General features: G+C 30.0%; 21 protein-coding genes and 2 tRNA genes. 15 read left to right on the plus strand and 8 right to left on the minus strand.

Features of this window, described 5'->3' with window-relative positions; genetic code table 11:
• Positions 1 to 17: 17 nt before the first annotated feature.
• Positions 18 to 428, minus strand: coding sequence for a hypothetical protein (locus CXF68_RS00595; protein WP_101042432.1), 411 nt, complete (start codon positions 426 to 428; stop codon positions 18 to 20).
• A gap of 108 nt (positions 429 to 536) precedes the next feature.
• On the opposite strand from CXF68_RS00595, the gene CXF68_RS00600 reads away from it, so the two are divergent.
• The 8 genes from CXF68_RS00600 to rodA all read left to right on the plus strand — a co-directional run bounded on the left by CXF68_RS00600 (position 537) and on the right by rodA (position 8,489).
• Positions 537 to 989 carry a GAF domain-containing protein gene (locus CXF68_RS00600; RefSeq protein WP_101042433.1) on the plus strand — a complete coding sequence of 151 codons (453 nt, stop codon included), beginning with the start codon at positions 537 to 539 and terminating at the stop codon, positions 987 to 989.
• Between the two features lie 78 nt (positions 990 to 1,067).
• Complete coding sequence (locus CXF68_RS21075; RefSeq protein WP_255398581.1) at positions 1,068 to 1,193, plus strand: hypothetical protein; 126 nt, start codon at positions 1,068 to 1,070, stop codon at positions 1,191 to 1,193.
• Positions 1,194 to 1,328: 135 nt separating this feature from the next.
• Complete coding sequence (purH, locus tag CXF68_RS00605; protein WP_101042434.1) at positions 1,329 to 2,855, plus strand: bifunctional phosphoribosylaminoimidazolecarboxamide formyltransferase/IMP cyclohydrolase; 1,527 nt, start codon at positions 1,329 to 1,331, stop codon at positions 2,853 to 2,855.
• 80 nt (positions 2,856 to 2,935) lie between these two features.
• Positions 2,936 to 3,964 carry a rod shape-determining protein gene (locus tag CXF68_RS00610; RefSeq protein ID WP_101042435.1) on the plus strand — a complete coding sequence of 343 codons (1,029 nt, stop codon included), beginning with the start codon at positions 2,936 to 2,938 and terminating at the stop codon, positions 3,962 to 3,964.
• A 16-nt stretch (positions 3,965 to 3,980) separates the two neighbouring features.
• Positions 3,981 to 4,802 (plus strand): rod shape-determining protein MreC, encoded by an 822-nt coding sequence (gene mreC, locus CXF68_RS00615; RefSeq protein WP_101042436.1) that lies wholly within the window; start codon positions 3,981 to 3,983, stop codon positions 4,800 to 4,802.
• Entirely contained in the window at positions 4,795 to 5,301 is a 507-nt protein-coding gene (mreD, locus tag CXF68_RS00620; protein WP_101042437.1) for a rod shape-determining protein MreD, read from the plus strand. The genes mreC and mreD overlap by 8 nt, the downstream gene beginning before the upstream one ends.
• 46 nt (positions 5,302 to 5,347) lie before the next feature.
• On the plus strand, positions 5,348 to 7,231 hold the full coding sequence (gene mrdA, locus CXF68_RS00625; RefSeq protein ID WP_101042438.1) for a penicillin-binding protein 2: 1,884 nt from the start codon (positions 5,348 to 5,350) through the stop codon (positions 7,229 to 7,231).
• On the plus strand, positions 7,212 to 8,489 hold the full coding sequence (gene rodA, locus CXF68_RS00630; protein ID WP_101042439.1) for a rod shape-determining protein RodA: 1,278 nt from the start codon (positions 7,212 to 7,214) through the stop codon (positions 8,487 to 8,489). Before mrdA ends, rodA begins: the two co-directional genes overlap by 20 nt.
• Positions 8,490 to 8,827: 338 nt before the next feature.
• On the opposite strand, the gene rpsT is transcribed toward rodA, so the two are convergent.
• The 3 genes from rpsT to CXF68_RS00645 form a co-directional block, all read right to left on the minus strand.
• Entirely contained in the window at positions 8,828 to 9,079 is a 252-nt protein-coding gene (rpsT, locus tag CXF68_RS00635; protein WP_028890188.1) for a 30S ribosomal protein S20, read from the minus strand.
• A gap of 34 nt (positions 9,080 to 9,113) precedes the next feature.
• A tRNA-Glu gene (locus tag CXF68_RS00640) sits at positions 9,114 to 9,185 on the minus strand.
• A gap of 123 nt (positions 9,186 to 9,308) precedes the next feature.
• A tRNA-Glu gene (locus CXF68_RS00645) sits at positions 9,309 to 9,380 on the minus strand.
• Positions 9,381 to 9,775: 395 nt separating this feature from the next.
• Between CXF68_RS00645 and CXF68_RS20775 the strand changes: the two genes are divergently transcribed.
• Together CXF68_RS20775 and CXF68_RS00655 are read left to right on the plus strand one after the other, a co-directional pair.
• Complete coding sequence (locus CXF68_RS20775; RefSeq protein WP_198553733.1) at positions 9,776 to 10,009, plus strand: transposase; 234 nt, start codon at positions 9,776 to 9,778, stop codon at positions 10,007 to 10,009.
• A gap of 348 nt (positions 10,010 to 10,357) precedes the next feature.
• Entirely contained in the window at positions 10,358 to 11,140 is a 783-nt protein-coding gene (locus CXF68_RS00655) for an IS3 family transposase (protein WP_232771692.1), read from the plus strand.
• Positions 11,141 to 11,190: 50 nt separating this feature from the next.
• Here CXF68_RS00655 and proS read toward each other — a convergent pair whose 3' ends face one another.
• Positions 11,191 to 12,669, minus strand: a complete 1,479-nt coding sequence (proS, locus tag CXF68_RS00660) for a proline--tRNA ligase (RefSeq protein WP_101042441.1) — start codon at positions 12,667 to 12,669, stop codon at positions 11,191 to 11,193.
• A gap of 149 nt (positions 12,670 to 12,818) precedes the next feature.
• On the opposite strand from proS, the gene CXF68_RS00665 reads away from it, so the two are divergent.
• The 5 genes from CXF68_RS00665 (at position 12,819) to CXF68_RS00685 (ending at position 17,839) form a co-directional block, all read left to right on the plus strand.
• Positions 12,819 to 13,994 (plus strand): hypothetical protein, encoded by a 1,176-nt coding sequence (locus CXF68_RS00665; RefSeq protein ID WP_157821825.1) that lies wholly within the window; start codon positions 12,819 to 12,821, stop codon positions 13,992 to 13,994.
• 49 nt (positions 13,995 to 14,043) lie between these two features.
• Entirely contained in the window at positions 14,044 to 15,396 is a 1,353-nt protein-coding gene (locus CXF68_RS00670; protein WP_101042443.1) for an OmpP1/FadL family transporter, read from the plus strand.
• Positions 15,397 to 15,500: 104 nt separating this feature from the next.
• The gene (locus CXF68_RS00675) at positions 15,501 to 16,394 is read left to right on the plus strand and encodes a NifU family protein (RefSeq protein WP_101042444.1); all 894 of its coding nucleotides are present in this window, start codon (positions 15,501 to 15,503) and stop codon (positions 16,392 to 16,394) included.
• A 13-nt stretch (positions 16,395 to 16,407) separates the two neighbouring features.
• The gene (ubiE, locus tag CXF68_RS00680; RefSeq protein ID WP_101042445.1) at positions 16,408 to 17,136 is read left to right on the plus strand and encodes a bifunctional demethylmenaquinone methyltransferase/2-methoxy-6-polyprenyl-1,4-benzoquinol methylase UbiE; all 729 of its coding nucleotides are present in this window, start codon (positions 16,408 to 16,410) and stop codon (positions 17,134 to 17,136) included.
• A gap of 1 nt (position 17,137) precedes the next feature.
• The gene (locus CXF68_RS00685; protein WP_101042446.1) at positions 17,138 to 17,839 is read left to right on the plus strand and encodes a porin family protein; all 702 of its coding nucleotides are present in this window, start codon (positions 17,138 to 17,140) and stop codon (positions 17,837 to 17,839) included.
• Between the two features lie 327 nt (positions 17,840 to 18,166).
• Here the strand turns inward: CXF68_RS00685 and CXF68_RS00690 are convergent, their stop codons facing one another.
• The 3 genes from CXF68_RS00690 to CXF68_RS00700 are packed head-to-tail and all read right to left on the minus strand — an operon-like array spanning position 18,167 to position 19,780.
• The gene (locus CXF68_RS00690; protein WP_101042447.1) at positions 18,167 to 18,985 is read right to left on the minus strand and encodes a small-conductance mechanosensitive channel; all 819 of its coding nucleotides are present in this window, start codon (positions 18,983 to 18,985) and stop codon (positions 18,167 to 18,169) included.
• Between the two features lie 37 nt (positions 18,986 to 19,022).
• Positions 19,023 to 19,205, minus strand: coding sequence for a hypothetical protein (locus CXF68_RS00695; RefSeq protein WP_101042448.1), 183 nt, complete (start codon positions 19,203 to 19,205; stop codon positions 19,023 to 19,025).
• A gap of 5 nt (positions 19,206 to 19,210) precedes the next feature.
• Entirely contained in the window at positions 19,211 to 19,780 is a 570-nt protein-coding gene (locus CXF68_RS00700) for an RNA polymerase sigma factor (protein ID WP_101042449.1), read from the minus strand.
• Between the last annotated feature and the right edge of the window lie 4 nt (positions 19,781 to 19,784).

Below are 19,784 nucleotides of genomic sequence, written 5' to 3' on the forward strand. Positions count from 1 at the left end.
AAAAAAGAATTATAAAATCATATGATAAAAACTTCGTGAAGTACTTGAATATCTGAAACTAAATTTGGAAGGTAATAATACTCAATTGAAACCGACTGTTTATCAAAAGCTTGAAACAATAGTTTATATGAATTATAAAAAGCAACAAAAAATTTAACTTGGTGAAAACTTATCTTATCTAAAGAGACTTTCTGTATTTCATCTTGCCCTTTAATTTGAAGAACTTCATCTTTACAACATTTTTTTTTCTTAATTATAGTTGCACAGTCGTCTTTCAGACCTTCATTACAAGTATCTGCTTCACCGACATAAGATACATCAACCAAAAAATCACCACAATAATGCTTTTCTACTGTAAAAGAAAAAGTAGAAAACAACACTAATAAAGCTAATGTTATCGTTGATATTTTTGTAAATGCTTGTTTCATTGATTGCAAAGATACAAAAAAATAGAATTTTGTTTTTTAAAACAATTGTTAAATCTATTTTTGTAAGTTCTTAATTCAAAATACGAATAAGATAAAAACCAATTAATAATGAATTTACAAGAATTAAAAAATAACATAAACATAATAACAGAGAGCAATTCTATTAAAGAAGAAAAATTACAACAAATTTGTGACTACTTAGCTTCTGAGGTTTCTTATTACGACTGGGTTGGTTTTTATTTTAAAAATGGTGACAAACAGGAATTAAAACTAGCACAATACAACGGAGAACCTACCGATCATACAATTATACCTTTCGGTAAAGGAATATGTGGTCAAGTAGCCATTAGCAATGAAAATTTCATAGTACAAGACGTACAAGAACAAGATAACTATATTTCTTGCGGTTGGAAAGTAAAAGCAGAAATAGTGATTCCTATTTTTGTTAACAACGAAAACATTGGTCAAATCGATATTGATTCTCATACCGTTAACCCTTTTACTTCAGACGACGAGCTTTTATTAAAGTATACTTGTGAAAAAGTAGCGCTTTTTATATAACTATTATCTAAACACTTGATTGTTAGGATTTTTTTTCGTATGTTTGCAAACTTACTAACCCCACATAATCCCCATATTATGAACCCTAAAAAACATCCATCTTACGCTGCGTTAGGAAATACTAATGCTCGTACAGAACCTCAACAATCTTTATTAGAAAAATTTACATCATGGTTTCGTGATTTCTTAGAAAACGCCGAATAACCATTTTTTTTGCAAAAAAAACACCACCAAGATCTTATTAGATTTGGTGGTGTTTTCATTTAGTAATAAGCCAAAAAATTTATTGCGTAGCCTTTACTGTTTTAGTAGCTTTGCAGGCTTAACAACACAACAACAATGAATAATACAAAAACTATTAAATCTGCTCTTATTTCAGTATTTCACAAAGATGGATTAGCTCCAATAGTGAAAAAACTTGACGAATTAGGTGTTACAATTTATTCTACAGGAGGAACAGAAATCTTCATTAAAGAACTAGGTATTAATGTCGTACCCGTTGAAGAAGTAACCTCTTATCCTTCTATTTTAGGTGGTCGTGTAAAAACACTACATCCTAAAGTATTTGGAGGTATATTAAACCGCCAAGATCATGATGGAGACATTACTGAGATGCAAGAATATAATATTCCTCAACTAGATTTAGTTATTGTAGATTTATATCCTTTTGAAAAAACAGTAGCTTCAGGTGCTCCTGAACAAGACATTATTGAAAAAGTAGATATAGGTGGTATTTCATTGATCCGTGCAGCTGCTAAGAACTTTAAAGATACTGTAATCGTTTCTTCAATGGAACAGTACGAAGGTTTCTTAAATTTAATTACAGAAAGCAACGGAAATACAACAATTAACGACAGAAAAAAATTGGCTGCAAAAGCTTTTAATGTTTCTTCTCATTATGACACAGCTATCTTTAACTACTTTAATGAAGATGAAATTGCTTATAAAGCAAGTGAAAATACTTCTAAAACTTTAAGATATGGTGAAAACCCACATCAAAAAGGTTATTTCTTTGGTGATTTAGATGCAATGTTTGATAAATTACATGGAAAGGAACTTAGTTATAATAACTTACTTGATATTGATGCTGCTATAAATTTAATGAATGAATTTAAAGGAGAAGCTCCAACCTTTGCTATTTTAAAACATAATAACGCTTGTGGTTTTTCCCAAAGAGAAACAATTTATACAGCTTATGTTGATGCTTTAGCTGGTGATCCTACTTCTGCTTTTGGAGGTGTGTTAATCTCAAACTCTAAAATTGATAAAGCTACTGCTGAAGAAATTCATAAATTATTTTGTGAAGTAGTAATAGCTCCTTCTTTTGATGACGAGGCTTTAGTTATCTTAAAAGGGAAAAAGAATAGAGTATTATTAATTCAAAAAGAAATAGCGCTACCACAACAAACAGTTAGAACTGCTTTAAACGGTGTCTTAATACAAGATAAAGATAACGTTACTGATAAATTGGAAGATTTATCTTATCCTACTAACAATAAACCAACGGATGGTGAGTTAGATGATTTGTTATTTGCATCTAAGTTATGTAAAAACACAAAATCTAACACTATTATTCTAGTTAAAAACAAACAATTACTAGCTGGAGGAACTGGTCAAACAAGTAGAGTTGATGCACTAACACAAGCTATTGTTAAAGCAAAAAGTTTTAATTTTGATCTAAATGGTGCTGTTATGGCAAGTGATGCTTTTTTCCCTTTTCCTGACTGTGTAGAAATTGCAAATAAAGCTGGAGTAAAAAGTGTAATTCAACCAGGTGGTTCAATTAAAGATCAATTAAGTATTGATTATTGTAACGACCATAATGTTTCGATGGTTTTTACTGGCACTAGACATTTTAAACATTAATCATAATAATGTAAAATACCCGCAGATTTTTATTAGATTTGTGAGAATACATTAAAATTAAGTAAAACAACGGACATTATATGGGATTCTTCGATTTTATGACAGAAGATATTGCTGTCGATTTAGGTACAGCAAACACACTTATAATCCACAATGGTAAAGTTGTCATAGACAATCCATCTATTGTTGCACGTAACCGATTGACTGGTAAAATTATTGCTACTGGTCATGAGGCTAACAGAATGCAGGGGAAGACTCATGAAAATATTAAAACTATTCGTCCGTTAAAAGATGGTGTTATTGCTGATTTTCAAGCATCTGAAGAGATGATTAAAGAATTTGTAAAACAAATTCCTGCAATAAAAAAGAAACTTTTCCCGCCTTCTTTACGAATGGTTATTTGTATCCCTTCTGGAATTACAGAAGTTGAAAAACGAGCTGTTATAGATTCTGGGAGACACATGAATGCTAAAGAAATCTATTTGATTTTTGAACCAATGGCAGCAGCTATCGGTGTTGGTATTGATATTATGGAACCAAAAGGTAATATGATTATTGATATAGGTGGTGGTACTACTGAAATTGCTGTAATAGCTCTTGCCGGTATTGTATGTGACCAATCAGTTAAAGTTGCTGGAGATTTATTTACTAGTGATATTATGTATTACATGCGTACGCAACACAATTTATATGTGGGTGAAACTACCGCTGAGAAAATAAAAATACAAATAGGTTCTGCTACTGAAGATTTAGACACACCTCCTGAAGATATGATGGTACAAGGTCGTGATTTATTAAGTGGAAAACCAAAACAGGTACAAGTTTCATATAGAGAAATTGCAAAAGCTTTAGATAAATCAATATTACGTATCGAAGATGCTGTTATGGAAACTTTATCTAAAACACCTCCTGAATTAGCTGCAGATATTTATAATTCTGGTATTTATTTAGCTGGTGGAGGTTCTATGCTTAGAGGTTTAGACAAACGTTTATCTAGAAAAACTGATTTACCTGTTTATGTTGCCGAAGATCCATTACGTGCTGTAGTAAGAGGAACAGGTATCGCATTAAAGAATCTTGAAAAATACAAATCTGTATTAATCAAATAAATTTGAATGATTATTTATGCAACAGCTTATTTATTTCTTTCAGAGGTATAAAAACTTCTTGTTTTTTTTATTTCTAGAATTTATTGCTGTTGCATTAATATTTAACAATCAGACCTTTCATAGAAGTAAGTTCATTAGCTCTACTAATTATATAACTGGGAGTTTGCATGAAAAGTCTTCAGCCATTTCAGAATACTTAAACTTAAGAAATAGCAATAAAGAACTTGCTGTAGAAAATACAATTCTAAAAAACAAACTAGCTCAATTGTACGTTCTTATTGACACTGTAAAAACTACTATTAACAGTTTAGATTCAATACAAGAATACACATACATCAGCGGAAAAATAATAAGTAACACATACAGTAATGCTAACAATTTCATTTCTATAAATAGAGGAATTAAAAATGGAATTACTACAGAAATGGCAGTTATTAACAGCAAAGGTCTTATTGGGATTACAGACAATGTTGGCACAAATTATTCTAGAGTTCAATCTATCTTAAATTCTAAGAGTAAAATAAATGCAGGGTTTAAAAACAATAACCATTATGGTACTTTAAAATGGAATGGTAAAGATTATAATACTGTTCAGTTAACAGATATACCTCGTCAGGCAATTTTTAAAATAGGTGACACAATTGTTACAAATGGTAAATCAGCTATTTTCCCTAAAGGTATTCCTGTAGGAACAGTTAATTATGTTTCCGAAAAACTAACAGCTTCAAATACTCTCGAAGTTAAATTATTTAACGATATGTCTAATCTAAGTCATATATATATAATTACAAGTCTTTATAGAGAGGAGATTAAAAAAGTAGAAGACAGAAATGAATAAGACAATTTACATTATATTTTTATTTATTTTCTTACTATTATTACAAGTTCTTGTTTTAAATAACATATTATTTTTAGGCTATATAAATCCTTACTTATATATTGTTTTTGTATTCCTATATCCTTTAAAGACAAATAGAATTCCGTTTTTAATCCTATCTTTCTTATTAGGCATATTTGTAGATGCCTTTTCAAATTCAGGAGGCGTGCATGCCTTTTCTATTTTATTTATAGCATACATAAGACTATTTTTTATTAAAGCTATTTTTAAAAAAAATGAATCTGATTACCTCTTATTTAGTCTAAGATTACAAACATTTGGTGAGGTTTTTAATTTCACTGTTATTTTAACACTTATCCATCACTTCATTTTATTTAGTTTAATTAACTTTAGCTTTTATAATTTTTCAAACGTGCTTATAAGTACAATTTTTTCGAGTGCATTTACGTTAGTATTATATTTTCTAGGAAGCTTTCTTTTTAGAAAAAAACTTGTATAAAAAAGGCAATTAATTAGAGTATTTTTATCCGTTAAAAAACCAATAAATGAAACGAAGTTTCTTACTAATTTTCTTAATTACTGTTGTTGGTTTAATTTACATTGGTAGGTTATTTCAACTACAAATTATTCGTGGAAAAAACCAAAACCCAACACAAAGTTCTGCTGTTAAAACAGAATATGATTACCCCGAACGTGGTCATATATATGATAGAAACAACAAATTACTTGTTGCAAATCAATTGTCATACGATGTAATGATTGTTCCTAAAGATGTTGAACCTTTAGATACTTTAGAATTTTGCTCTCTTTTAAAAATAGATAAAGAAAGTTTTAAAAAACGTTTTAAAAGCGCTGTAAGATATGCTCGGTGGCTACCCTCAAAATTTCTAAAACAATTAGCAAAAGAAGATTTTGCTTATTTACAAGAAAAGTTACCTAAATACAAAGGTTTCTATATTCAAAAACGTATTATTAGAAACTACCCTGTTAGATCAGCAGCAAACATCGTTGGTTTTATTGCTGAAGTGAATGAAAATAAAGCTAAAACAAATGATTATTATGAACAAGGAGAACTAATAGGTAAACTTGGTATTGAAAAACAATATGAAGCTGTTCTTAGAGGTGTAAAAGGTAAAAAACATTTTAAAAGAAATAATTTAAATAAAATTACAGGCTCTTATAAAAACGGAAAATACGATACACTTGCTGTAACAGGAAAAGACTTAACGCTTACGATCGATAGTGATCTTCAACAATACGGAGAATTATTAATGACAGGAAAGAGAGGGGGAATTGTAGCAATTGAACCTAAAACGGGTGAAATTCTTGCTTTAATAACCGCCCCTTCTTATGACCCTAATTTATTAGTTGGTAGAAAACGATCACCAAATTCAGTAAGGCTATTTAATGACACCATTAACATACCTACTTTCGATAGAGGATTACAAGCAATGTATCCACCAGGCTCTCCTTTTAAAATACTTAATGGGTTAATTGGCTTACAAGAAGGTGTTGTTGATGAAAAATTTGGAGTTTATTGTCATCATGGGTATAAATACGGCTTACGTAAAAATGAATTTATGGGGTGCCATTGTGGTATAACAGGTAGGCCTATTCGTTTAAAAACAGCAATTGCAAAATCATGTAATAGTTATTTTGCAACAACCTATAAAAAAATCATAGATAAAACAGGAGATCCTAAAGAAGGAATGGATAATTGGAACAAACATGTTCAAAGTTTTGGTCTTGGCAATTATTTAGGCTATGATTTACCTGCAGGTAGAAAAGGAACCATTCCTGATGCCGAGTTTTATAACAAATGGTATAAAAATAGATGGAGATCTACCTACACTATTTCCAATGCAATTGGTCAAGGTGAAATACTTACCACACCAATGCAATTAGCAAATATGACTGCTGCAATTGCAAACAAAGGTTATTTTTACACGCCACATGTAGTAAAGAAAATAGATAATAAAAAAATAGCTGACTCTATATATGCCACCCGTAGAAACACCACGATAAACCCTAAACATTTCACAATTGCTATTGAAGCAATGCATGAAGTTTTTACTAATGGTACAGCAAGATCAAGTCAAATAAAAGGTATTGAAATCTGTGGAAAAACAGGTACTTCTGAAAATAAGATTAAGATTATAAATGGAAAAAAAGTACAAGCTAGTGATCATTCCATATTCATTGCTTTCGCTCCTAAGGACGACCCAAAAATTGCCATTGCTATTTTTGTTGAAAATGGAGGATATGGTTCAACCATTGCAGCACCAATCACCAGTTTATTAATTGAAAAGTACCTAAATAAAACTATCTCAAGAAAACACATTGAAGACCGTATGATTAATTTAAGTCTTCAAAAGGAATATGAGAAACTAATTAAAAAGAAAGATACCCTTGCGCCAGGAACGAAATAACATTTTTGAAGGCATCGACTGGATGCTTATTTTACTATACGCACTACTTGTTGGTTTTGGATGGATGAATATTTATGCTTCATCATCTACAGATGATACCAGAGAAATATTTGACTTTTCTACTAAATACGGAAAACAATTTATTTTTATTTGCTGTAGTATACCTGTAATTATTCTAGTTCTCTTTTTTAATTCAAAGTTTTATGAGCAATTTTCAAGCGTTTTATACATATTCTCATTAATTTTATTAGCTGGAGTTTTAATCTTCGGAAGAAAAATTAATGGAGCAAGATCCTGGTATAATTTCGGAGGTATAGGATTACAGCCTTCCGAATTTGCTAAAGTATTCACAGCATTAGCGCTCGCAAAATTAATGAGTGATAGACAATACGACTTAAAGTTAATTAAAAACCAAGTAAAGACGTTTGTTGTTATATTTTTACCTGCTTTTTTTATTGCTTTACAACCCGATATGGGATCTGTTTTAATATATTTTGCATTCTTTTTTGTCTTAAATAGAGAAGGATTAAATTTAGCTTACCTTATATTTGGTGCACTATCAATAATTTTATTCATATTTACCATTTATTTTGGTGCAAATTCGATTCTTTTAATCTGTTTATTAATAATAACATTAGCTATAATTTATGGCGTTTATAAGAATAAGCATTTTATTCGTTTCAATGCTCTAAAAATTGTTTGTTTATACCTATTTACAAGCATCTATATTTTTGGTATTGGATATACCTATGATAATATACTAGGTCCTCATCAAAAAGATAGATTTGACATTCTTTTAGGTAAAACAAAAGATTTAAAAAACAAAGGATACAATACTTATCAATCTGAACTAACAATTAGCTCTGGAGGTTTCTTTGGAAAAGGTTTTTTGCAGGGTGATAGAACTCAAGGGAAATTTGTTCCTGAGCAAGAGACTGATTATATTTATAGTACAGTAGGTGAAGAATGGGGCTTTCTAGGAAGCTCACTCGTTATTATCCTCTTCATGTTATTACTATACAGAATAATTTATTTATCCGAAATTCAAACCAATAAGTTTGGTAGAATATATGGTTATGGAATTGCTTCAATTATATTTTTTCATCTTATTGTAAACATAGGAATGGTTATCGGCTTATTACCTACCATTGGAATTCCTCTGCCTTTCTTTAGCTATGGAGGGTCATCTCTCTGGGGCTTTACACTACTTCTTTTTATTTTCATAAGATTAGATGCTCATAAGAAATACGATTGGTAATCTATTTACATCCTAATTAGCTCTTTTAACAACCTATTACTACCTAAGACAAACTTTAACACGAGTAAACTTATTAACGCTTATATAAACGAAATAGAGATCTGTGTTTCTCTTCTTGATTTATTCAAATGAAAACAACTAAATATTTGTTTTTTGGTTTTAAGTATTAAGTATTTACTTATTCTAAAGGTAAAGAGTTTTATGTTTTAGAACTTACACAGCACTCTAAAATTTTTATTACTTGTGCTCTATAAGAGTACAAGTAATAAAAATAAACGCATAAAAAAACGCTTCAATAAAAATTGAAACGTTTTTTATGTATTTAAAATACTTTTTTTTTATAAAGCAGCTACGTGTTTAGCTAATTTAGATTTTAAGTTAGCCGCCTTATTCTTATGAATAATATTGTTTTTAGCTAATTTATCTAACATAGATACAACTTTAGAAAACATTCCTTCTGCTTCCTTTTTGTCTTCCGTTGCTTTTAAGTTTCTAACAGCATTACGTGTAGTTTTGTGCTGATATTTATTTCTTAAACGCTTTACGTCGTTACTTCTAATTCTTTTAATCGCTGACTTGTGATTTGCCATTATACTAATTCTTAATTGTTTATAAAAAACTTTGTAGTCCGTACGGGAATCGAACCCGTGTTACATGGATGAAAACCATGCGTCCTAACCCCTAGACGAACGGACCAAAACAATCGTTCTGATTGCGGCTGCAAATATATAAAAAAAATCTATATCTGCAATGTAATTTTAATATTTTTAATCTTCTTTTGATAAAACTTTTAACTCTTATCTAAGTTAATTAAACTTGTAGTCCGTACGGGAATCGAACCCGTGTTACATGGATGAAAACCATGCGTCCTAACCCCTAGACGAACGGACCAGAGCAATCATATTTCCTGATTGCGGGTGCAAATATAGAAACACTTTTTCACTTGCACAATGCTTTTTTAAAGTTTTTTATTTTTTATTAATTTAAAATCAACAAACACATAAAAACCAACTAATTATAAAATAATTTATTTTTCATTAAATATTTATTTAGAAATAAAAATATGGTCAAACAACAATAACACACTATTAAAATATTAACTTCTTAAAAAACTACATGAAAATTACGAACCTCTCTTTATAACTTTATCTTTTGAAGTGAGGCATAAAAGATGTTAGCTTAGCTATTAATAACAACCGTATAAAACTATCCTATAATTAATAAAATAAAAAAACCTGCAAAGTACATTGCCCCCAAAAAGTTAGACACTATTTGGGGGTATTTTTATGGGCAGAAAAGTCAAGTATGATTATGCATTTAAACTTGAATGTGTAAAATTAGTTTTAGAATCACACTATTCAGCAGAAGCTGTTTCTAAACAAAAAGGTCTAAATGAATCTAACATTCGTAAATGGGTTGGTTTTTACAAAATCCAAAGAGAAAAAGGATTATTACCTAGGAATAACAGGAGCTATTCAGCTACTTTCAAGTTAGAAGTTTTACAGTTAATCGATAAATAATTTTTATCGTTAAGAGATGCTTGTTTTAGATTCAATATTCCAGACCCTGGTGTGATTGTTAAATGGAAAAGAAGTTTTGCTAACTTTGGTTTTGAAGGGTTACAACCTAAAGCTAAAAAAGGCAGACCTAAATCTATGGCTAATTTTAAACGAAAAAACACAAATCAACTAAACCTTTAACAAGGGAAGAAGAGTTGTTGCAAGAGATAGAATCTTTAAGATGTGAGAACGATTTACTAAAAAAGTTTCATGCCTTAATTCAAGCAGAAAAAAAAGCAAGAAAGTAAAAATTATTATGGAATTAAGGCATAAGTATGATTTAGAATTACTTGTAACACACACACAAATATAGCTAGAAGTAGTTTTTATTATCATCAGAAACAAAACAAGTCAACTGATAAGTACAAAGTAATAAAAGAGTTAATAACAACTATTTATCACAAACACAAAGGGCGTTATGGATATAGACGCATTACTGATCAGTTGAACAATAATGGGATTATTATTAATCATAAAACTGTTTTAAGGTTGATGAAATCATTAGGGTTAAAAAGCCTTATAAGAGTAAAAAAATATAAATCCTATAAAGGCAAATTTGGAAGAATAGCACCTAATATATTAGAACGGAAATTTAAAGCATATACTCCTAATAAAAAATGGGCAACAGATATAACCGAATTTAATGTGTTAGGTAAGAAACTCTATTTATCACCTATAATTGATTTATTTAATCAAGAAATAATAAGCTATGAACTAACTGAAAGACCAGTGTTTATGCAAGTAGTTATGATGTTGAAAAAAGCTTTTAAAAAAATACCAGATAATACGAACTTAATATTACACACTGATCAAGGTTGGCAATATCAAATGAAACAATATCAATATTTATTAAAAGAAAAAGAAATTAAACAAAGTATGTCAAGAAAAGGAAATTGTTTAGATAATGCAATTATTGAAAATTTCTTTGGAATACTAAAATCAGAATTATTCTATCTGAAAAAATACAAGTCAATTGAACAATTAAAAAAAGAAATTAGTGAGTATATAATCTATTATAATTACGAAAGAATAAAATCTAATTTAAACAAAATGAGTCCGATAAAATATCGAACTCATCATTATCAAAATTAATTATAAATTTGTCTAAACTTTTGGGTGCACTCTAAAGGCAGGTTTTTTTATTAGTATGCCTTTGCAAAAAGGACTCTTTTAGAAGATGGATTGCCTGTAAAGACACACTTACCAACTTCTTCTTTAGCATCATTAGGAATGCACCTAATAGTAGCCTTTGTTAATTCTTTAATCTTATCTTCGGTTTCAATGGTTCCGTCCCAATGAGCAGAAACAAACCCCCCCTTATTTTTTATAATCTCTTTAAACTCTTCAAATGTATTAACCTCTGTTGTATGGTTACTTCTATAGTCTAAAGCTTTTTTAAACAAGTTTTCTTGAATATCTTCTAATAGTTTAACAGCAACGTTTACAACTTCATCAATAGGAACTGTTTTCTTTTCAAAAGTATCACGACGAGCAACTTCAACAGTACCATTTTCTAAATCACGATTACCCATTGCTATTCTTACAGGAACTCCTTTTAACTCATACTCAGCGAACTTTGCTCCTGGCCTATATGTATCTCTATTATCAAATTTAACAGAAACACCTTTTTCACGTAGCTCCTTAACAATTACATCAACTTTTTCAGTAATTGCATTTAATTGGTCATCTCCTTTATATATAGGAACAATTACAACTTGAATAGGCGCTAGTTTTGGTGGTAATACCAAACCTGCATCATCAGAATGAGTCATAATCAACCCACCTATTAAACGTGTTGAAACACCCCAAGAAGTCGCCCAAACATGCTCTTTTTTCCCTTCTTTAGAAGTATATTTCACATCAAAAGCCTTAGCAAAATTTTGCCCTAAGAAATGAGAGGTTCCTGCTTGTAATGCTTTACCATCTTGCATTAATGCCTCAATAGTCAAAGTGTCATCAGCTCCTGCGAAACGTTCACTCTCAGACTTAGCTCCTTTTATTACAGGCATTGCCATAAAATTCTCAGCAAATATTGCATACACTTCTTGCATTTGTTTTGCTTCAGATATTGCTTCTGCTTTAGTTGCATGAGCCGTATGTCCTTCTTGCCATAAAAACTCAGCAGTTCGTAAAAATAAACGAGTACGCATTTCCCAACGAACTACATTTGCCCATTGATTTATTAATAAAGGTAAATCACGATACGATTGTATCCAACCTTTATAGGTATTCCATATAATTGCTTCAGATGTCGGACGAACTACTAGTTCTTCTTCAAGTTTAGCTTCAGGATCTACACGTAATTTCCCTTCATTATCAGGATCGCTTTGCAAACGATAATGTGTTACTACTGCACATTCTTTAGCAAAACCTTCTGCATTTTTTTCTTCAGCTTCAAACAAACTTTTAGGAACAAATAGTGGAAAATAAGCATTCTCATGCCCTGTTTCTTTAAACATCCTGTCTAATTCAGCTTGCATTTTCTCCCAAATAGCATATCCGTAGGGCTTAATTACCATACATCCTCTAACCGCTGAATTCTCAGCTAAATCAGCTTTTACAACTAATTCGTTATACCATTTAGAATAATCTTCATCTCTTTTTGTTAAATGTTTACTCATAATCAAAAGTTTGGCACAAATATTGTTATTTAATCAACGTAAAATTGTCTATGCAAAACTACATTAAAAAGGGTACAAGCCCAACAAAGAAATACTATTTTGCGCTCCAATTTTCGAATTTATTTTTTATAACCTTAAAAATTTAAGCAATGAAGTTACATTACACCAAGACCAAACTTCCCTTTTATATACTTTCATTATTTATAATGACGACACTTGTTTCTTGCGGAACAATGCAAACTGTTGCTGGTAATGATGATGGAATCTATGCTGACGACGAACAACAAGAACAACCTCAGCGCAGAATTATTGTTGCAAACAATAAAGAGTATAAAGAGCACGAAGAAAACTACTTTACTAAAGAAGTTGAACGCTTAGAAGACTTAAATGAAACTGATATTATTACTGACATAGATGATTATTCTTCTGAAGATACCCTTTATAATAATGAGCAAGACTTAAATGAAGAAGAATCTGAAGTAAGTATTAGCTACAACAATAATGAACCTTGGGGCTATAACAATAACTCTAGTGATGTTGTAATAAATATTAACACATCACCTCAATGGGGGCACTACAATAATTGGGATACTTATTATGGCTATAATTATAATAGACCATGGTGGCGTTCACGTTACTCAAATTACGGAGGTTATAACAATTATTGGCATCCTTATAACTATGGAGCTTATTCTAATATAGGTGGTGGTTTTTACAATTCTTTTTATTGTCCTCCTTACTACAGAAATAATTATTATCGCTCAAATAGATATTATAACAACTCAAGATACAATAATCGCTATTACAGTTCATATAGAGGATCTAATCCATATAGAAAAAACAGAACCGCATATAATTCACGAAGAAGTTATAATAAGGCAAGACGAAGTGCTACAAGTTCAAGAAGATCTTCAAGAGTTTACAATAGAAATAACAGAAGTACTCGTTCAAGAGGTACAAGAAGCTATGACTCTAACAAAAAAAGAGCAACAAGAAATACGAGAAATACAAGAAGTTACAACAATAGGTCTTCAAGAAATACCAGAAGTACAGGTAATGCAAATCGTAGTTATAATACAAGAACTGTAAATTCAACAAGAAAAAGCACTAGAAGATCACAAAGTAACACTACTCCAAAAAGAAGTACCAGAACTTACTCTTCTAATAGAAATTCAGAAAACTCTAGAAACTCTTCTTATACTCCATCTAGACAAAGCTCAAACAGAAGTACTAGAAGTAGTTCTTCTCCATCAAGAAGCCGCTCTAATAGAAGCTCGAGAAGCTCTTCTTCTAGTCGTAGAAGCTCAAGAGGTAGTCGAAGATAATTTTAACCAAATTTTCTAAATAAGTTTTTAAACTAATTTAACGAAAAACATGAAACGAATTTTAATTTTTGCGATAGTTATCGCTAGTACTCATACTGCCTTTTCTCAATCTTTAGGATATAATGATTTAGGTATTTTATTTTCTAAAGACGATAATTATGGAACTGCTCGCTTTGAAGCAATGAGTGGTGCCTTCGGTGCTCTAGGTGGAGATGTTTCTTCTTTAGGAATTAATCCAGCAGGAGCTTCAGTTGCCAAAAAAAGTGTATTTTCTGCTACACTAAGTAATCGTAATACAGAATATTCTTCTATGTATTACGGAAATACAACTAATATACAAGACAATTACCTAGACATTAGTCAGGCAGGTGGAATTTTATCTTTTGATACAGCATATAATTCTGAATGGAATCGATTTGCTTTAAGTTTTAACTATAGAGTTAAAAAAGATTTTGATGGTTTTTACTCTGCTGAAGGAAATAGTAATAACTTATTTTATAACGAGCATGTTGCTGATAGCAAAACTGTAAAAACACAGTTTGATGGTAGTATAGAACAATATAATTCAAGTAGAACCCAAGGACAAACAAGTGTTTTTAACGTTGGTTTTTCTGCAGTACATCAAAATAAATTATTTTTAGGTGCTTCTGTAAATTTTCATGATATAGAATTTTATAGAGAAGCTTATTTTAATGAAGTGAACGATGACATTAATGGAAATATTTTAGATGTTGAGAGCTATTCTGAAACATCTATACAAGGAAGCGGAATTTCTCTTGGCTTAGGTTTCATTTATAAACTAAACCAGAACTTTCGTGTTGGATTAGCATACGAAACCCCAACTTGGTACCAAGAAGTTATTGAAGATTATTATGATGAATTGATAATGAATGAAGTAGAAAACTTAAATATTGATTCAGATATTGATAATATAACTCCAGAATCATATTTATACAAATTTAGATCTCCTAGTAGAATTACTGCTAGTGGTGCTTATATATTTGGTAAAAAAGGACTAATTAGCTTTGATTACACATATAAAGACTACAAAAACACAAAATTTAATAATGGTAATTTTTCTCAAGAAAATGCAAATTTCACAAACAACTACCGTAATACCCAATCGTTAAATATTGGTACAGAATGGCGTTTTGATAAAATGAGTATTCGAGGTGGATATCATTATGAAAAAGATCCAAACCTTCTTTTAGGAAGCAATACAAATAAAGATAATGTTAAAGGATATTCTGCTGGCTTAGGTTATAACTTTGGAAACATGAAGTTTGATTTAGCGTATAGCAATTATGAAAACAAACAATATTACACTATTTATAATACTGAAGATTTAAATATAAAAAACAACACCTCAAGAATTTCAGCTACTGTTACTTTTAGCTTATAATCGTATAGATAACAACTTTATATAAAAAGTCCTGCTTTCGCAGGACTTTTTATATTCACATATATCAGTTTTTTACCGTAATTTTGCACTTCATTTTACAACTTATGAGCTCAATTAAAATAAACACACAGGAAACTAATAACGAAACCATTCTTAAATTTGTGAGTAATACAATTTTAATAAACGGTGGTAGTTATGAATTCAACAATATAGATGAAGCTAAAGATTCACATTTAGCACAACAACTTTTTTATCTTCCATTTGTAAAGAAAATATTAATTACAGCAAACTTTATTGCCATTCAACGTTATGACATCGTTCAGTGGGATGATGTTGAAGAAGAGGTTCGTGAACAGATTGAAAACTATTTACAAGAAGGAAATACACTTGTAAAAGAAGAAACAAAGAAAAAAGACGCCGTTGAAGTATATGCCGAGGTTACACCAAACCCAGCTGTAATGAAATTCGGTTCTAACAAAGCGCTTACCCAGACAGATGTTGAATTTAAAAACATTGAAGAAGCGAGTAAATCTTCACCGTTAGCACAAGAACTATTCGGATTTCCGTTTGTAAAAGAAATTTTTATTTCTGAAAATTATGTGTCGATTACAAAATACGACATGATAGAATGGAATGAAGTACATCAAGAAATTCGTACTTTCATAAGAAGCTATATTCAAGATGGAAAAACAATTATACAAGAGCTTCCGAAACAACAAACCAAGCAAAATGTTGAAATACCTAAAGAAGATTTAACTGATACTGAAGCTAAAATTGTTGATATTTTAGACGAATACATTAAGCCAGCTGTTGCTTCAGATGGTGGTAATATTGCATTTCAATCATACGATAAAGAAACCAAAAGAGTTAGTGTAATTTTGCAAGGAGCTTGTAGCGGATGTCCTTCATCAACCGTAACTTTAAAAAATGGTATTGAAACAATGCTTAAAGATATGCTCCCAAACCTAATTAACGAAGTAGTTGCAATTAACGGATAATTCTTAAACTTATATGTCAAAAACAATCAAACCATACAAAGATTCTGAATTAGGGAAAAAAGAGCAGGTCGCTAAAATGTTTGACAATATTTCTGAAGATTACGATGGCTTAAATCGCATTATTTCTTTAGGAATTGATGTTAGTTGGAGAAAAAAGGTAGTAAAATTAATTGGAGAAAATAACCCTCAACAAATTTTAGATATTGCTACAGGAACTGGTGACCTAGCTTTAATGATGGCAAAACTGAATCCTAAAAAAATTATTGGTTTAGATATCTCTTCTGGAATGTTAGAAGTTGGAAAGCAAAAAATAGCAAAAGCTAACTTATCAGATAAAATTGAAATGATTGTTGGCGATAGTGAAAATATCCCTTTTGATAACAATACTTTTGATGCTATTACTGTTTCTTTTGGAGTCCGAAATTTTGAAAATCTTGACAAAGGTTTAACTGAAATATACCGCGTTTTAAAACCTGGAGGTAAATTTGTAGTGCTAGAAACCTCTAACCCTACCAAGTTTCCTTTTAAACAAGGCTATAAATTTTACACTAATTTTATCTTACCTGTTATTGGTAAAATATTTTCAAAAGACAAAGTAGCATACTCATATTTATCTGAAAGTGCTAATTCTTTTCCTTTTGGAGAAGCCTTTAACAATATTTTACAAAAAAACGGGTTTAATAGTGCTAACAATTTACCTGTAACTTTTGGTGTTGCATCAATTTATACCGCTTTAAAATAATATGCTAAAAAAACTCTTTCTTCTCGGATTCTTCGGATTTATTTCATACAGCTCTCAAGCACAACGTGAAAAAATACTAAACCTCCCTAGTTTTGATAAGGACCTTTTTCATTATGGTTTTTATTTAGGGACTAATAACAATAGTTATAAAGTATCTTATAAGCCGAGTTCTTTTAATAATGCGGAAATAGAAGTTACATCTTCTATTGGTTTTAATGTTGGTTTAATTGCCGATTTGCGATTACACAACAACATAAACTTAAGGTTTGAACCTGGATTAATGTCTAACACCAAAACATTAACATTTAAGCATATTTCTGGAGCAGATAATGTAAAAATTAGAGAAGTTGGAGCTACTTATTTACATTTACCTCTAGTCTTAAAACTAAGTACTAATAGACTTAATAATGTAAGGCCATATGTGCTAGGAGGTATATCATATGATTATAATTTTTCGAGTAATGAAAATAATAATAACGATAATTTTACTGGAGAGTTTAGAACAACAACAAGCAATATAATGTATGAGATAGGAGTTGGTGTAGATTTTTATTTCAGTTACTTTAAGTTCTCTCCTTCTATAAGAGGTGTTTTTGCGATTAACAATGAAATTGTACATGACAATAAAGCCTTAAGTCAATGGACAGATCCTATTGACTATCTAGGCACAAGAGGAGTGTTTCTACATTTATCTTTTGAATAAAAAAAAAAGCTACTATTAATTTAGTAGCTTTTTTTTATTCTAATAACTACCTTATAAACAGAAAATAAAATACAAAGAAAATGACTTCCGTTTCCGAAAGTCATTTAAATAACCAAGAAGGCAGGAGTCCCCCGAATTCTACCTTCTTGGTATGTGACACAATTATTTATTTCAAGTCACATATTTATATATCAAAAAAAAAATGATCATCTTACGATGATCATTTCAGTAAAGAAAAACTTTACTAATAAGATAGAAGTCCCCCGAAATCTATCATATTCTTTTAAAATTTTATACATCAAAGATATAAAAAAAACTTAAATTTATTTATTTTTTAACAATTATTTTACTATCTACAACGTCCTTGATCGGAAAGACTACTTTCTCATTAGCAGTTGTAACCGTTAAGCATATATTATCTATTGCTGTTATAACTCCCTCAACATCACCTATAATTACCTTTTCACCTATTCCTATGTTTTTTCTAGAGTAATAACCATAAAGTAATTTTGCTACAATATCTTTAGCTCCAAGACCAAATGCCAAAGTAAATGCCAAAAGAACTGAACCTATTAAAAGAGTTAAGTTACTCTTTATAATAGATGTATCTACCCCTGCTTGATCTAATGCTGTTATTGACAAAAACACTACTATTAAATAAAAAGCAATATTCCCTACTAAATTACCACCTGAAATTTCAAACGATTTAAACATTGTTTGAACAGCCTTCTTTACTACTGTACCTAAATAAGCTCCAACAACAAATATTGCAATAGCTGTTAATAATCTTGGTAGATAAGCAAAAAAGCTTTTTATTCCTTCTGATACGACTTTTAAACCAAACATTTCAGCGCCTACCATAACTAACACAAAAATCAAAAACCACTTCAATACTGCTAATATTACATTAGTTAATACAATATTTATAGTTGAATTTCCAAATATTTCTGTTTTACTTAATTTTTTTGACCATTCATCTATTTTTGTTTTTGATAGCGCTTTTTTAATAATATATAAAAAAACTTTTATCAATAACCATGAAGCTACAACAAAACCTATAAACCCAGCTACTGTAGGTAACTTGTCTATTATACTTTCAAAAGTATCTTTAAAGGGCTTAAAAAAATTAATTTGTAATCCGTACATAATAATTAGTATTAGTTCTTAATCTATTTTAGTTAATTTATTCTTTAGTCGAAATTTCTCCTCCACCCAATAGATCTACGATTGTACTGGGGTATTTCACTACAAATAAATCAGCCATATCTATAGTCAGTTTTATCATAGCCACATCATTAAGTACTTTTTCTTTAAGTACTTCTGGTAACTCTTCGTTATGTAATATTTTCTTAAATGGGTTATCCATAATTATTACAATTCGTTATAGGCTTTTATAACTTTTCCTTTCGCTCTTTTCAAACGCATTTTTACAGCACTCTCTCCCAGATCTAATGTTATTGAAATATCTTTAATACTCATATCATCTTGATATTTCATTAATAAAATCATTTTTTCGGAAGCAGCAATTATTTCTAGAGCCTTTGCTAATTTATCTGATTTTAATTCAAATAATGTAGCATCGTCAATTTCATCTTCGTTACTATTCTCTTTAATTTGATCTGTAACTACTGTTACTTTTTCTTTTCTTTTCTCTTTATTTCTTTGCACGTAATTTACACAGAAATTATAGGTAAAAGAATACAGCCATGTAGAAAATTTCGATTTACCTTTAAAAGTTCTTAATTTACCAAATAAAAGAATAAATACATCGTGCGTTAAATCTTGTGCCTCTTCTTTATTTTTAGAAAAACCATAACATTTATTATATACCACACCAGCATAACGGTCATATAAAACTGCGAACAAATGAGTATCATTTTTTTCTACAATTTTACTAACCAGCTCTTCATCGCTTAGTTTTGTTATATCAAGACTTTTCAATAGC

It is taken from the genome of Tenacibaculum sp. Bg11-29 (genome assembly GCF_002836595.1).
Classification (GTDB): Bacteria; Bacteroidota; Bacteroidia; order Flavobacteriales; family Flavobacteriaceae; genus Polaribacter.

Coding starts and splice junctions, on each gene's coding strand:
- proS (WP_101042441.1), bottom strand. CDS start 12,669: ATGAGTAAACATTTAACAAAAAGAGATGAAGATTATTCTAAATGGTAT.
- CXF68_RS21075 (WP_255398581.1), top strand. CDS start 1,068: ATGAACCCTAAAAAACATCCATCTTACGCTGCGTTAGGAAATACTAAT.
- CXF68_RS00670 (WP_101042443.1), top strand. CDS start 14,044: ATGAAACGAATTTTAATTTTTGCGATAGTTATCGCTAGTACTCATACT.
- CXF68_RS00675 (WP_101042444.1), top strand. CDS start 15,501: ATGAGCTCAATTAAAATAAACACACAGGAAACTAATAACGAAACCATT.
- CXF68_RS00600 (WP_101042433.1), top strand. CDS start 537: ATGAATTTACAAGAATTAAAAAATAACATAAACATAATAACAGAGAGC.
- CXF68_RS00695 (WP_101042448.1), bottom strand. CDS start 19,205: ATGGATAACCCATTTAAGAAAATATTACATAACGAAGAGTTACCAGAA.
- mreD (WP_101042437.1), top strand. CDS start 4,795: ATGAATAAGACAATTTACATTATATTTTTATTTATTTTCTTACTATTA.
- CXF68_RS00665 (WP_157821825.1), top strand. CDS start 12,819: ATGAAGTTACATTACACCAAGACCAAACTTCCCTTTTATATACTTTCA.
- mrdA (WP_101042438.1), top strand. CDS start 5,348: ATGAAACGAAGTTTCTTACTAATTTTCTTAATTACTGTTGTTGGTTTA.
- rpsT (WP_028890188.1), bottom strand. CDS start 9,079: ATGGCAAATCACAAGTCAGCGATTAAAAGAATTAGAAGTAACGACGTA.
- CXF68_RS20775 (WP_198553733.1), top strand. CDS start 9,776: ATGGGCAGAAAAGTCAAGTATGATTATGCATTTAAACTTGAATGTGTA.
- CXF68_RS00685 (WP_101042446.1), top strand. CDS start 17,138: ATGCTAAAAAAACTCTTTCTTCTCGGATTCTTCGGATTTATTTCATAC.
- mreC (WP_101042436.1), top strand. CDS start 3,981: ATGCAACAGCTTATTTATTTCTTTCAGAGGTATAAAAACTTCTTGTTT.
- CXF68_RS00610 (WP_101042435.1), top strand. CDS start 2,936: ATGGGATTCTTCGATTTTATGACAGAAGATATTGCTGTCGATTTAGGT.
- purH (WP_101042434.1), top strand. CDS start 1,329: ATGAATAATACAAAAACTATTAAATCTGCTCTTATTTCAGTATTTCAC.
- CXF68_RS00595 (WP_101042432.1), bottom strand. CDS start 428: ATGAAACAAGCATTTACAAAAATATCAACGATAACATTAGCTTTATTA.
- ubiE (WP_101042445.1), top strand. CDS start 16,408: ATGTCAAAAACAATCAAACCATACAAAGATTCTGAATTAGGGAAAAAA.
- CXF68_RS00690 (WP_101042447.1), bottom strand. CDS start 18,985: ATGTACGGATTACAAATTAATTTTTTTAAGCCCTTTAAAGATACTTTT.